The sequence below is a fragment of the Gordonia sp. 'Campus' genome, assembly GCF_022206305.1.
Lineage (GTDB): Bacteria > Actinomycetota > Actinomycetes > Mycobacteriales > Mycobacteriaceae > Gordonia.
Genome location: NZ_JAKOIW010000001.1, coordinates 71,546 through 84,374 on the forward strand (window position 1 = coordinate 71,546; position 12,829 = coordinate 84,374).

Sequence of the window (12,829 nt, forward strand, 5' to 3'; positions counted from 1 at the left end):
GCCGTCGGGGACTGCGCGCGGGGTCACCGGGTGATCAGGTCGAGGGCTTCGCCGCGGGACACCGCACTGGTCTTGAAGATGCCCCGGACCGCCGAGGTCGTGGTGGTGGCGCCCGGCTTGCGGATGCCTCGCATCGCCATGCAGAGGTGTTCGGCCTCGATGACGACGATGACGCCGCGGGGTTCGAGCCTGCGCATCATGGCGTCGGCGATCTGGCTGGTCAGCCGCTCCTGCACCTGAGGACGCTTCGCGTACAGGTCGACGAGTCGGGCGAGCTTCGACAGTCCGGTGACGCGGCCTGACGTTCCCGGGATGTACCCGACGTGCGCGACACCGTGGAACGACACCAGGTGGTGTTCGCAGGTCGAGTACATCGGGATGTCCTTGACCAGCACCAGCTCGTCGTGGTCCTCGTCGAACGTCGTCGCGAGGACGTCATCGGGCTCGGTGTAGAGGCCGGCGAACATCTCGCGGTAGGCGTTCGCCACCCGGGTGGGCGTGCGGATGAGGCCCTCGCGGTCGGGGTCCTCGCCGACCGCGAGCAACAACTCGCGCACCGCGGCCTCGGCACGTGCCTGGTCGAAATCGGGTCGGGATCCCTCGAGAACGGAGTCAGGACGCTCGCTGATGCTCATCAGGTCACCTTACGAACTCGGCCGCTGGTCGTCGTCATCGGCGCGGCGTCCCCAACCGTTGGTGCCGTTGGTGCCGTTGGTGCCGTTGTGTCCGGTACCGGGCTCGGGTCCCTCGGGCGGCCAGCCGGGCGCGGACCAGTCACGCGGTGCACCGTAATCGGGCCGGGTGCCGCCGGAGTACGGTCCGCCCGGACCGGGCGCCGACCGACCCGCCCCCGGATTCGGATATCCCGGGTTGGGATACCGAGGCTCATTCTGGGGCCCCGGGTACTGGGGATTCGGGTACTGGGGGTTCGGATACTGGGGATTCGGATACTGGGGGTCCGGGTAGCGCGGCTCAGGGTGCTGCTGCGCCGGCGGTGTCGGTCCGCCCGACGTGCCCGGTTCGGGGTACATCGGCGGATAGTTGGGCACCTGACCCGGGATCTGCTGGGTTCCGGGGTAGCCGGCGCCCACCGGCTCGGGGATCTTCGCCTGCTCCGGCGGCGGCCACGGCTCGCCGCGCTCGATCGCCAGTTCTCCCGGCGTCTTCACCGGCGGCTTGTCGCTCGGGGTGCGCTCGCCGAAGTCGTTGAAGGCGGTGATCCGGGGCCGCTTGTCCACATCGGAGAAGATCTTCTCCAGATCCTTGCGGGTCAGCGTCTCCTTCTCCAGGAGCTGGGTCGCGAGCACGTCGAGGGTGTCGCGGTACTCGGTCAGGATCGCCCACGCCTCGGTGTGCGCGGCCTCGATCAGGCGACGCACCTCGTCGTCGATCTCGCTGGCGATCTCGGCCGAGTAGTCGGTGTGCGAGCCCATCGACCGGCCCAGGAACGGGTCGCCCTGGTCCTGTCCGTAACGGACAGCGCCCAGCTTGGCGCTCATGCCGTACTCGGTGACCATCGCCCGGGCGATCTTGGTCGCCTGGTCGATGTCGGAGGACGCGCCCGTCGTCGGCTCGTGGAAGACCAGTTCTTCCGCGGCGCGACCACCCATGGCCATCACCAGGCGGGCGATCATCTCCGACCGCGTCATCAGGTCCTTGTCCTGCTCCGGCACGGCGAGGGCGTGACCGCCCGTACGTCCGCGCGCGAGGATCGTGACCTTGTAGATCGGGTCCAGGTCGGGCATCGCCCACGCGGCCAGGGTGTGACCGCCCTCGTGATAGGCGACGACCTTGCGTTCGTGCTCGCTGATGATGCGGCTCTTGCGGCGCGGACCGCCGATGACCCGGTCGACGGCTTCTTCGAGCGCCTCGGCGGTGATCGTCTGCTTGTTCTCTCGCGCGGTGAGCAGCGCGGCCTCGTTGACGACGTTGGCCAGATCGGCACCGGACATGCCCGGGGTCCGCTTCGCGAGACCGTCGAGATCGGCATCGGAGTCGATCGGCTTGCCCTTGGCATGCACCTTCAGGATCGCCCGACGACCCGCCATGTCGGGGTTGCCGACGGGGATCTGACGGTCGAAGCGGCCCGGGCGCAGAAGCGCGGGGTCGAGGATGTCGGGCCGGTTGGTGGCGGCGATCAGGATGACACCCGAGCGGTCGCCGAAGCCGTCCATCTCGACGAGCAGCTGGTTCAGGGTCTGCTCGCGCTCGTCGTGACCACCGCCGAGTCCGGCGCCGCGCTGGCGGCCGACGGCGTCGATCTCGTCGACGAAGATGATGCACGGGCTGTTGTTCTTGGCCTGCTCGAACAGGTCACGGACGCGCGACGCGCCGACGCCCACGAACATCTCGACGAAGTCCGAGCCGGAGATCGTGAAGAAGGGCACCCCGGCCTCGCCCGCCACCGCGCGCGCGAGCAACGTCTTGCCGGTTCCGGGCGGCCCGAACAGCAGGACACCGCGGGGGATCTTCGCGCCCAGCGCCTGATAGCGCGTCGGGTTCTGGAGGAAGTCCTTGATCTCGTAAAGCTCTTCGACGGCCTCATCGGCGCCGGCGACGTCGGCGAAGGTCGTCTTCGGCATGTCCTTCGACAGCTGCTTGGCCTTCGACTTGCCGAAGCCCATGACGCCGCCGCGGCCGCCGCCCTGCATGCGGCTCATCACGAAGAAGAACAGGCCGAACAGCAGGATCATCGGCAGCACGAAGATGAGGATCTGCCAGAGGACCGACTGCTCGTTGACGTTGGTGGTGTACTGCGCGCCGGTGGCCTCGACGGCGTCGAAGACCTGCTCGCCGGCCTGCGCCGGGTACTTGGCGCTGATCTTGTCCGCGTCGGCGTCGTTCACCTTCACCGGCGTCTTGAGCTCGATACGGAGCTGTTGTTCGCGGTCGTCGATGCTGATGAACTTGGTGTTCTTCTTGTCCAGCTGCTCGAGTGCGACGGACGTGTCGACGCCCCGGTACTCCCGGCCGGAATCGCTCATCACGCTCCAGCCCCACAGGGCGAGCAGGATGAGCGCCAGGATGGCGAGGTTGCGGAAGACTGTCTTACGGTTCATGCCAGTTGGTGGGGGTCGGGCTGGTTGGCGGGATCGAGTCCCGGCGCCGACGCCTTTCCCATGTCCTTCCCATCGACGTACACATTGAGGCTACCGGTCAACGATCGCGCTGGTGAATCCGTTCCCCTGCAGGTCGGACCCGGTTACGCACCCACATGCGGCTCGGCGCGGGGCGCCCGGCCGCCCGGCGGGTCTCAGAGCGCGTACACCGAGGGTTTCAGCCGGCCGATGTACGGGAGGTCGCGGTACCGCTCGGCGTAGTCGAGGCCGTACCCGACGACGAACTCGTTGGGGATGTCGAAACCGATGTCGGCGACGCGGACCGGCGACCGGACGGCCTCCGGTTTCCGCAGGAGCGTGCAGACCTCGAGGCTTCGTGGCGACCGGGTCGCAAGGTTCTTCATCAGCCACGACAGGGTCAGGCCGGAGTCGATGATGTCCTCGACGATCAACACATCCCGGCCTTCGATGTCCCGGTCGAGGTCCTTGAGGATCCGGACCACGCCCGACGACGACGTCGACGAGCCGTAGCTCGACACGGCCATGAACTCCATCTGCGACGGGATCGGCAACGCGCGGGCGAAATCGGTCATGAACATGATTGCGCCCTTGAGCACGCCGATGAGGACCAGGTCCTCGTCGATGTCGGCGTATCGGGACGCGACGGAGTGGGCGAGTTCGGCGGTGCGCTGTTTGATCTGCTCCTCGGTGATCAGAACAGCGTCGATGTCAGCGGCGTAGGGATCGGCAAACTGCACCTGTCCAGCTTGTCATGTTTTGCCGATCACGCGGCGCAGGGGTCGTGACGCGTTCGACGAAAATCGTCCGCGAGGGGCGCACCGCCCCCACCTGGGCGTTTGCAAAATCGCTTCCGGATGGGTCATTCGATGAATTCACAGGAAGATTTCCGCGATTTGCTATTCTCATAACATTCACATAACAAGTCATCACACGTGCACCATTCCGGACCGTTGAGTTTCGATATCGAAGAAGTGTCTGCCATTCTCGAAATCGAAGGTCTAGGCGCCAGGCTTCCATATCCCCCCTTCTCTCGAAATGTCCCCCCTCGGACAAGAAGGAGCCCCCGTGTTCCCCACTTCGCGTACCTCCCTGCGCCGTTTTCGCCTGAGCACCATCCTGTGCCTGGCGACCGCGGTCGTCACCGTGTCCGCCGCGACGGCCCAGGCCGCACCTCAGCAAACCCCGACTTACGATGCGTCATGGAACAATTCGTCGTTGACCCTCACGGTGCACAACGCGTCGCTGAGCACGGCCGGCGGGAATCTGACGGTGCGCGACACATCAGGTGCGGAACTGTTCCGCATGCCCCTGAGTTACGGCAAGGAATATCGCCAGTTCCCGATCGACGCCCGGACCGCCGGAAATAAGGTGACCCTTATTCCGTCTCGCGATCTTTCGCGCTCGTCGGCACTCGATCCGGTGCAGGTCAACCAATTGCGCGACGTGGCTCGACACAACGTCGCGGGTCCGCAGACACGGCAACAGCGCGACGACGAGGCGCTCGAACGGTTCAACACTCAGCTCCGGACGGGCATGACCATTTCTTCTTTGGTTGGAACGGTCGTAGGCGGAATCGTTGGCGGTGTCATCGGATGCGTCGGAGGTCTAGCGTTCATCGGCATCGGTTGCCCCATCGCTATCCCGTTCGGCACGGCTGCGGGAGCACTAGCCGGCCTCGCTCTCGGCGGTGGCGGCACCCTGATCGGGGCCGGCATCCAGTACTTCCAGACGATCAATTCGCCGTTCGTCCCGCCGCGGCGCTGACCGCGAACCTTCGCACGACGGTCCGCCTCACCGCGCGGTGAGGCGGACCGTCAGTGTTTGTCCATTCCGGACGACGACGCGACGCGTCGTCGGATCACCGCCGACAGCGACCTGCGCCCGGGAGTCGCCGCCCGTCGTGTCGTCGACCGGCGAGGTCGCGAGGTCGTCGACGGCGCAGATGACGGGGTGCGTCGGTTCGGTCGCCCCCACCTCGAGCAGCCACCCGCGGATGACCCGGGTCCGGACAGCCGGCGGTAGCTGTCGCAGCGGAGCCAGCTCGAGTCCGTCATCGACCGTGGCGGACTCACGGACCTGAGCGGCCCAGTCGTCGAGTGCGTCGTTGTCGGCCCGCAGGGCGTCGGCCGTGCGACCCAGCGCTTCTACGACCCCGCCCCGCAGGACCTCCTCGAGCAGCGGTAGTACCTCGGTCCGCACGCGTACGCGGGTGAAGCGTGGGTCCCGATTGTGTGGGTCGTGGTGGACTGCGAGCCCGAGTTCGGCACAGGCGGCCAGTGTCTGTGCCCTCCGCACACGCAGGAGCGGACGTCCCCACGGCTGGTTCCAGGCCCGCATGCCGGAGATCGAGCGCGACCCCGATCCGCGTGCCAGCCCCAGTAGGACCGTCTCCGCCTGGTCGTCCGCCGTATGGGCGAGCAAGACCGGATTCCCCTCGCGCGCGGCGTCGAGGGCTTCGTATCGGGCGTCGCGGGCGCCGGCCTCCAGACCCCCGCGCGTCCCCACCTGCACCGGCAGGACACGCACGTCGGCGCCGAGACCCCTGGCGAGGTCGGCCGCCGCGACCGCGACCTCCGCAGACCCCGGTTGCAGGCCGTGATCGACGACCAGCGCCGTGACATCGAGCCCGGCTGCGCACGCCGTGGCGGTGAGTGCGACGGAATCGGCTCCCCCGGAGAGTCCGATGCAGACCCGGGGCCCGTCGAGGTGTGCGGCCGCGAACTCCGCGACCGCCCGAGTTACAGCACTCGCCGAATCCATGCCTGCGCGTCGTCGATCTCATCGGGCAGCGGCATCGTGTCCGGCGACGTCCAGACGGTGTTGAATCGCTCCATACCGACCGTCGCGACCACCTCGTCGACGAAGGCCTTGCCCCGGATGTACTGCGCGAGTTTGGCGTCCATTCCGATCAGCGCGCGGATGATGCGCTGGATCGGGTTCTGCGGAGCGGTGCGTCGCTTGTCGAAGGCGGTGCGGATGCGGGCAACGGATGGCACGTGCGCGGGTCCGACCGCGTCCATGACGTGATCGGCGTGGCCCTCGAGGAGCGTGCCGAGCACCATCATGCGCTGGAACGCCGCGTACTGTTCGGGGCTCTGCAGCAGTTGCATCGCCCCGATGACGCCCTTCTCCCGGGTGCCGCCGGAACCCTTGAGCGCCTTGGTCATCCGCGTGACGATCTCGGTGGTCGACTCGCCGGTCTCCGACGTCAGCACGGCCACGTTGTCCTGCATGTAGTCCCGCAGCCACGGGTTGGCCGAGAACTGCACGCGGTGGGTGACCTCGTGCAGGCACACCCATAGGCGGAAGTCCGACGGGATCACCTTCAGCTGACGTTCGACGTTGATGATGTTCGGCGTCACCACCATGAGGACGCCGGGCTCGCCGGTGTCGGGATCCGGGGTGAACGGGTCGTACTGCCCGAGGATGGCCGTCGAGAGGAAGGCCAGGAGCCCACCGGCCTGGAGCCCGCCGAAGCGGGCGGCGAGCCCGGGCGAACCGGCGTCCGCGTCGTCGTCTGCGCCCAGCATCGACCGCATGGACACCGAGGCGGCGTCGATCCACCCGGCCCGGTCGAGGACCCGGGTGGTCGGGACCCGGAGGCCGTCGGCCAGACCGGTCACCTCGCGGACCGGCGCCTCGGCGCGGGTCGCGGCGTCGGCCAGTTCCGCTCGCGCGGCCTCATAGGTGTACGCGGTCGTCTTGGGGCCGGGCCGGGCCAGGCGTTTCGCGGTCGTGGCGGCCAACGACCAGTCGATCTGCGACCCGATACCCGGACCGGGATCCGCCGTTTCGTCCGTGGCCGGGTCGGCGTCGTCGGGCAGGGCGTGCCTGGGCCCCGACTGGTCGGCTTCTGGGTGGTCCGGCCCTGGGTGATCCGACTCGGGGACGACTACTGGTCTGGTCATCGGCATCCGCACTCTCTCAGTTGACCCACCACGGCGTCGAGGGCGGGACGGGCGTCCGCCGGCGACGTGCCGCCGGACATCAGGGCGAACGACAGCACGCGGCCGTCGACTGTCTGCACTATGCCGGTCAACGAACTCACCCCGGTGAGTGTTCCGGTCTTTGCCCGGACCCATCCCGCGCCGGGGGTGGTGGCGGGGAAACGATCGGCGAGTGTGCCGGTCCCCGCGGCGATCGGCAGGCCGTCGAGCATCGGACGCAGGGCGGGCCGACTCGGTCCGCTCGCCGCGGTCATCACCGCGTCGAGCAGTTCAGGGGTGGTGCGGTTGGCGTAGGAGATCCCGGAGGCGTCCTGCAGGGTCGTCCCCGCCCACTGCTCGGGGAACATCGACGACAAGACCTGCTCCACGGCGTCGACGCCGCCGGCATGGGTCGGCGGTCCGCCGCGATGCACCGACAGTTCGATGGCCAGCGTCTCGGCGAGCACGTTGTCGCTGTACCGCAGCATGTCGTTGACCCGCGTGACCAGCGGCGCCGAGGTGACCTTCGCGATCACGCGATCTCCCGCGGGCGCGGTCACCTCGGTGACAGGCCCCTCGACCCCGAGCGCGGCGGCGAGCGCCTCGCCGGCCATCCGACCGGGCGTCGGGCTGCGCGGGGAGTACTCGTCGAGCGGTTCGAGGCGGGCACCGTCGACCATCACCGATTCGACGGGCGCGATGTCGCCGCCCTGGATGTCGCGCCGGTCCCAGGTGGTGTCCATGGTCGGACCGGAGAACGCGCTCAGATCCACCGCCACCGAGGTGACCGGGAGACCGGCCCGCTCGATCTGGGCGGCGAGGTCGGCGATGCGCCCCGGGCCGGTGTAGAACGTGTCGGCGTCCGCGGGTTGGGCGGACAGCGTCGGATCACCCGCGCCCTTGAGGATGACCTGCCCGTTGTCGCCGGCCACGACCGTCGTCGTCAACCGCTGGTCGTGGGGCATCGCCTCCAGGAACGCCGCGGCCGAGAGGACCTTGTCGTTCGACGCGGGGATTCGGGGCTGCCCCGGATCGCGGGTCCACAGCACCTGGCCGGTGAGCGAGTCGCTGATCATGCCGGTCAGCTCGCCGAGCGCGGGATCGCGCAGTGCCGGGGCGATCGACCGCGAGATCCCGGACGGTGTCGGTTCGGGCGCGGTCGCGACCACCGGATCGATCCGCGGGTCGACGGCGACCGCGGCCGGCTGCGGCGGCACGCCGGGCGGCAGTTCGGGTTCGCGGTCCAGACGCAGGGCCACGAGGACCGCGGCGGTCGACACCAGGGCCAGGATCACCACGGCGGTGACCGTCCACCACAGGAGTCTCCGGCGGCGACGGTCTCCGGTACTGGTGGATGCGCCCACAAAGCCTCCGGTCTCTCGCGGTGCGTCCGACGATCACCCGGCCGGACGAACATGCAGGGGTACGAACATCGAGGTCGTCGGACTAACAGTATCGTTGGACCCGCGCGCGGCCGTCTCGGCCCGGCGCAGCATCCCCGATCCAGACTGCCAGGAGGAACAGTGGAATTCGATGTGACCATCGAGATCCCCAAGGGTGGCCGCAACAAGTATGAGGTCGACCACGAGACGGGGAAGGTCTACCTCGACCGCTACCTGTACACCTCGATGGGATACCCGGCCGACTACGGCTACATCGACGGCACCCTCGGTGAAGACGGCGACCCGCTCGACGCGATGGTCCTGCTGCCCGAGTCGGTGTTCCCCGGCATCATCGTGCGCTCGCGCATCGTCGGCATGTACACCATGACCGACGAGGCCGGCGGCGACGACAAGCTGCTCTGTGTGCCCGCGGGCGACGTGCGCTGGGACCACATCAAGGACATCTCCGACGTCTCGGACTACGAGCTGGGCCCCATCGCCCACTTCTTCGAGCACTACAAGGACCTGGAGCCGGGCAAAGAGGTCCAGCCCGGCGGCTGGGTCGGACGTGAGCAGGCCGAGAAGATCGCGCAGGAGGCCATCGACCGGCTCGCCGCGCATCCCCACGACGCGAACGAGCCCTCGCGAGGCTGACGCTTCGGCAGACGACACCGCACCCCTGCGCGCCATTCGCCATGGCCTGCAGGGGTGCGGTCGTCTGCCGGGGCACCGTCGCCGGCGTCCCTCGTACCCAGGGGTCAGACGATGTGCGGAAACGCCTTGTTGCGCTTGCCTTCCCGGATCTGGATCGTCTTGACCTCGGTGAACTCCTCGAATCCCGCGATCCCCATCTCGCGACCGTAACCGGACTGCTTCATCCCGCCCGCCGGTAGCTGGGGGCCGCCGTCGATGGTCGTGTTCACCCACACCCGGCCGCTGCGCAGCTTCTTCGCCACCGAGAGTGCGCGGTCGATGTTCTTGGTCCACAACGACCCCGACAAGCCGTACTCGGTGGCATTGGCCAGCGCGATCGCCTCCGCAGCGTCGGCGAATCGGGTGACCGTCAGGACCGGGCCGAAGATCTCCTGATGGAATTCGGGAGCGCTTTCGGTGACGTCGAGGACGATCGTCGGTTCGACGAAATGGCCGGACTCGGTGGCCGCGTCGCGGGGCACGCCACCACCCACCGCGATCCGCCCGCCGTGTGACTCCGCGGAGGCGATGTGGCTACGGACCTTCTCCAGGTGACCCGCATGGATCATCGGTCCGACATCGGTCTCCGAGTCGAACGGGTCGCCCACCCGCACGCGTCCGGCGGCGGCGACCAGCCGTTCGACGAACGTGTCGGCGATCGAGTCCTGGACGAGCAGGCGCGATCCGGCGACACAGCACTCGCCGTTGTTGAAGAACGCGCCGAACAGCACGCCGTCGAGCGCGTCGTCGAGGTCGGCGTCGTCGAACACGATGTTGGCGGCCTTGCCGCCCAGCTCCATGGACAGGCGCTTGGCGGTGCCGGCCGACGCCGCGGTGATCGCGTGTCCGGTCGCGGTGCTCCCCGTGAACGACAGGAGGTCTACGTCGGCGCTTTCGGCCAGCACCGCTCCGACGTCCGCGCCGTACCCCGTCACGACGTTGACCACGCCGTCCGGGACACCCGCCGCGGTGAGGATCGCGGCCAGTTCGAGCGCGGTGCCCGAGGTGAACTCGGACGGCTTGACGACGGCGGTGCACCCCGCTGCCAGCGCGAACGGCAGCTTCTGCGCGAGCAACAACAGCGGGAAGTTCCAGGGCAGGATCATCGCCGCCACACCGGCCGGCTCGCGGACCACCATCGCGGTGCAATCCTCGGCCAGGCCGGTGTGGGCCTCACCGTGCGACGACATGGCGAGTCCGGCCGCGTACTCGAACAACTCGGCACTGCCCGCGACATCGCTTTCCGCGTAGCGCAGCGGTTTGCCGGTCTCCTCGGTCTCGATGCGGGCGAGGCGGTCGGCGTTCGCCCGCATCAGGTCGGCCACCCGCAGCAGGGTGCGGGCCCGATCCATCGACGAGGTCCGCGGCCAGGGACCGTGGTCGAAGGCGCGACGCGCGGACGCGATCGCCCGCACGGTGTCCGCTCGGTCGCCCGCGGTGAACACGGCGAGCTCGCGGCCGTCGACGGGGCTGTGGCGGGTGATCGCGGGCCGGTCGTCGGAGGCGTCGAAGCCGCCGTCGATGAACAGCCCGTATCGTCGGACCGCCGTCGCGGGGTCGATGACGGTGGACGTCTGCATGGAGAACTCCTGATCGAGATGTCGGTGCGGGTGGACGAGTGCCGGTGGCTCAGTGCTCGTGGATCAGCACGCCGCGCAGGTTCTTGCCCGCGTGCATGTCGACGTAGGCATCGTTGACCTGGTCGATGGTGTAACGGGCGGTGATCAGCTCGTCGAGCTTCAGCTGGCCGGCCTTGTAGTAGTCCAGCAGCGCCGGGATGTCGCTGGTCGGGTTGCAGTTGCCGAACAGCACCCCGCGCAGGGTCTTGGCGTACGTCACGATCTCGAGGGGGCTGATCGGGATGCCCGGTTCGTTCTGCCCGATGGAGACCAGAGCGACCCGACCCTCCTTGCGGACGGCGGAGAACGCCTCCGCGATCAGCGCTCCGTCGACGACCCCGACGGTGATGACCGCAGAGTCGGCGCCCTGCCCGTTCGTGACCGAGTGCACGAACGGCATCGCCTCGGCGATCGACGCGAAGGCATGAGTCGCACCGAGCTTCATGGCCTGCTCGCGCTTGAAGTCGACGGGGTCGACGGCCACGACGTAGGCGGCCCCGGCGTGGTGCGCGCCCTGCACCGCGTTCATACCCACACCGCCGGCACCGACGATCATCGCGGTGTCCCGCGGGCGTACGTGGGCGGCGTTGACCGCAGCACCCCACCCGGTGGCGACACCGCAGGACACCAGGCAGGCGATGTCGAACGGCAGGTCGTCGTCGATCTTCACGGCCTGCGACTCATCGGTGACGAGGTGGTCGGCGAAGGTGCCCAGGCGCTGCATCGCCCCGATCGGCTGTCCCGACGAACGACTGAACCGCGGGTTGCCCTCGAGCCCGAAGCCGTTCTCCATACCGGCGCCGGTGTCGCAGATGTACTGCATACCCTGCGAGCACCAGCGGCACCGTCCGCACGCCGGTAGGTATGCGGTGGCGACGTGGTCGCCGACCGCCAGGCGCCGCACGCCGGGGCCCACGGCGTCCACGATCCCGGCGCCCTCGTGCCCACCGACCATCGGCAGGGCGTTCGGGATGTCCCCGGTGACCAGATGGTCGTCGGAGTGGCACAGCCCCGATGCCATGACCTTGATGCGGACCTCGCCGGGCCCGGGCTCGGCGAGCTCGAGTTCTTCGACTTTCCATTTGCCGCCGATGGCGTCGATCACGGCGCCGCGCACTGTTCGAGACATGATGTGTACCTCCAGAGATGGTCTATTTGATGATGGCGAGTCTGCTGCGATCGAGTGTGAGAACGACGATCGCGATGACCACCGCGCCGTACACGATCTGCTGATAGTTGGGGTCCACGCCGGCGACCGATCCACCGACGCGCAGGACCGTCACGATGAGCGCGCCCACGATGACCTTCCACGCACTGCCGATGCCGCCGGTGATCGCGCATCCGCCGACGAGGACGGCGGCGATGGCCGGTAGGAGCAGCGCGTCGGCGAGTTGCGGTGCCGCACTCTGCTGTTGGGACGAGAGCACCACGGCAGCCAGCCCGGCGAACAGACCCGACAGCGAGAAGGCGACGATGCGCACACCGCGAGTGCGGATGCCCGCCATGATCGCCGACCGTTCGCCGAGCCCCACGAGGTGGAAGATGTTGCCCCGCGGGTGGAAGCGCATGAACGCCCAGATCGCCGCGGCGACGAGCAGCCCCGCCCACACGGCGAGCGGCATGCTCAGGAACGTCACCGAACTGAGCCAGAAGATCGCACCGTAGTTCGTGTCGATGTAGATCGTGGTCGATCCCGACAGCGCCAGCGCGATGGCCCCCCAGAAGCCCAGGGCACCGAGGGACACCACGAAGGAGGGCACCTGCCCGATCGTGATCAGCACGCCGGTGAGTGCGCCGATCGCGGCGGTGGCGGCGACGGTGATCAGGATGGCGAGTGGGCCGGTCGCGCCGATGGTCTGCGCCAGGATCACGGTGCCGAGCGAGCACACCGCGGCCACCGAGAGGTCGATACCGCCGGTGAGGATGACGAACATCTGCCCCAGCCCGAGCAGGAGGATCGGGAGTGCCTGGGCGGTCACGACGGACAAGGCCGTCGTCGAGAAGAAGTTCGGCTCGGCGATCGTCACCAGGCCGAGCAGGACCACGAGCAACGCGGGCGGTCCTGCCGTACGCATCATCGCCGCCGTCGGCATGCTCTTCGGCATGGGCACGCTGCGCGAGGGCAGCGG

The 12,829-nt window shown here is 68.5% G+C and carries 11 protein-coding genes; 2 read left to right on the forward strand and 9 right to left on the reverse strand.

Going from position 1 to position 12,829, the window contains the following annotated elements; translation table 11 throughout:
• Positions 1-23 precede the first annotated feature (23 nt).
• The 3 genes from folE to hpt all read right to left on the reverse strand — a co-directional run bounded on the left by folE (position 24) and on the right by hpt (position 3,817).
• On the reverse strand, positions 24-635 hold the full coding sequence (gene folE / locus MAY35_RS00350; RefSeq protein ID WP_238418642.1) for a GTP cyclohydrolase I FolE: 612 nt from the start codon (positions 633-635) through the stop codon (positions 24-26).
• 9 nt (positions 636-644) lie between these two features.
• Positions 645-3,059 (reverse strand): ATP-dependent zinc metalloprotease FtsH, encoded by a 2,415-nt coding sequence (gene ftsH, locus MAY35_RS00355; protein WP_238418643.1) that lies wholly within the window; start codon positions 3,057-3,059, stop codon positions 645-647.
• Between the two features lie 194 nt (positions 3,060-3,253).
• Entirely contained in the window at positions 3,254-3,817 is a 564-nt protein-coding gene (hpt, locus tag MAY35_RS00360; protein ID WP_238418644.1) for a hypoxanthine phosphoribosyltransferase, read from the reverse strand.
• A 328-nt stretch (positions 3,818-4,145) separates the two neighbouring features.
• Here hpt and MAY35_RS00365 point away from each other — a divergent pair, with 328 nt between their 5' ends.
• Positions 4,146-4,844 carry a glycine zipper family protein gene (locus MAY35_RS00365; protein ID WP_238418645.1) on the forward strand — a complete coding sequence of 233 codons (699 nt, stop codon included), beginning with the start codon at positions 4,146-4,148 and terminating at the stop codon, positions 4,842-4,844.
• 27 nt (positions 4,845-4,871) lie between these two features.
• Here the strand turns inward: MAY35_RS00365 and tilS are convergent, their stop codons facing one another.
• From tilS to dacB, 3 genes are read right to left on the reverse strand one after another with little or no spacing between them, the layout of a single operon-like run.
• Positions 4,872-5,840 (reverse strand): tRNA lysidine(34) synthetase TilS, encoded by a 969-nt coding sequence (tilS, locus tag MAY35_RS00370; protein ID WP_238418646.1) that lies wholly within the window; start codon positions 5,838-5,840, stop codon positions 4,872-4,874.
• Positions 5,819-6,988: a zinc-dependent metalloprotease gene (locus tag MAY35_RS00375; protein ID WP_238418647.1), complete on the reverse strand. Its 1,170-nt coding sequence runs from the start codon at positions 6,986-6,988 to the stop codon at positions 5,819-5,821. The genes tilS and MAY35_RS00375 overlap by 22 nt, the downstream gene beginning before the upstream one ends.
• The gene (gene dacB, locus MAY35_RS00380) at positions 6,985-8,301 is read right to left on the reverse strand and encodes a D-alanyl-D-alanine carboxypeptidase/D-alanyl-D-alanine-endopeptidase (RefSeq protein WP_238418961.1); all 1,317 of its coding nucleotides are present in this window, start codon (positions 8,299-8,301) and stop codon (positions 6,985-6,987) included. The genes MAY35_RS00375 and dacB overlap by 4 nt, the downstream gene beginning before the upstream one ends.
• Positions 8,302-8,529: 228 nt before the next feature.
• Here dacB and MAY35_RS00385 point away from each other — a divergent pair, with 228 nt between their 5' ends.
• Positions 8,530-9,042, forward strand: coding sequence for an inorganic diphosphatase (locus tag MAY35_RS00385; protein WP_238418648.1), 513 nt, complete (start codon positions 8,530-8,532; stop codon positions 9,040-9,042).
• Positions 9,043-9,146: 104 nt separating this feature from the next.
• Here MAY35_RS00385 and MAY35_RS00390 read toward each other — a convergent pair whose 3' ends face one another.
• Genes MAY35_RS00390 through MAY35_RS00400 form a run of 3 tightly spaced genes read right to left on the reverse strand, consistent with a single transcriptional unit; the run spans position 9,147 to position 12,805 of the window.
• Positions 9,147-10,661, reverse strand: coding sequence for an aldehyde dehydrogenase family protein (locus MAY35_RS00390; RefSeq protein ID WP_238418649.1), 1,515 nt, complete (start codon positions 10,659-10,661; stop codon positions 9,147-9,149).
• 49 nt (positions 10,662-10,710) lie between these two features.
• The gene (locus MAY35_RS00395) at positions 10,711-11,829 is read right to left on the reverse strand and encodes a Zn-dependent alcohol dehydrogenase (RefSeq protein WP_238418650.1); all 1,119 of its coding nucleotides are present in this window, start codon (positions 11,827-11,829) and stop codon (positions 10,711-10,713) included.
• Positions 11,830-11,851: 22 nt separating this feature from the next.
• Entirely contained in the window at positions 11,852-12,805 is a 954-nt protein-coding gene (locus MAY35_RS00400; RefSeq protein WP_238418962.1) for an ABC transporter permease, read from the reverse strand.
• Positions 12,806-12,829 lie beyond the last annotated feature (24 nt).

Bases quoted from the DNA above. Each gene is read 5' to 3' on its own strand.
- MAY35_RS00395 (WP_238418650.1), bottom strand. From the start codon at position 11,829: ATGTCTCGAACAGTGCGCGGCGCCGTGATCGACGCCATCGGCGGCAAA.
- MAY35_RS00375 (WP_238418647.1), bottom strand. From the start codon at position 6,988: ATGACCAGACCAGTAGTCGTCCCCGAGTCGGATCACCCAGGGCCGGAC.
- folE (WP_238418642.1), bottom strand. From the start codon at position 635: ATGAGCATCAGCGAGCGTCCTGACTCCGTTCTCGAGGGATCCCGACCC.
- MAY35_RS00400 (WP_238418962.1), bottom strand. From the start codon at position 12,805: ATGCCGAAGAGCATGCCGACGGCGGCGATGATGCGTACGGCAGGACCG.
- tilS (WP_238418646.1), bottom strand. From the start codon at position 5,840: ATGGATTCGGCGAGTGCTGTAACTCGGGCGGTCGCGGAGTTCGCGGCC.
- ftsH (WP_238418643.1), bottom strand. From the start codon at position 3,059: ATGAACCGTAAGACAGTCTTCCGCAACCTCGCCATCCTGGCGCTCATC.
- MAY35_RS00390 (WP_238418649.1), bottom strand. From the start codon at position 10,661: ATGCAGACGTCCACCGTCATCGACCCCGCGACGGCGGTCCGACGATAC.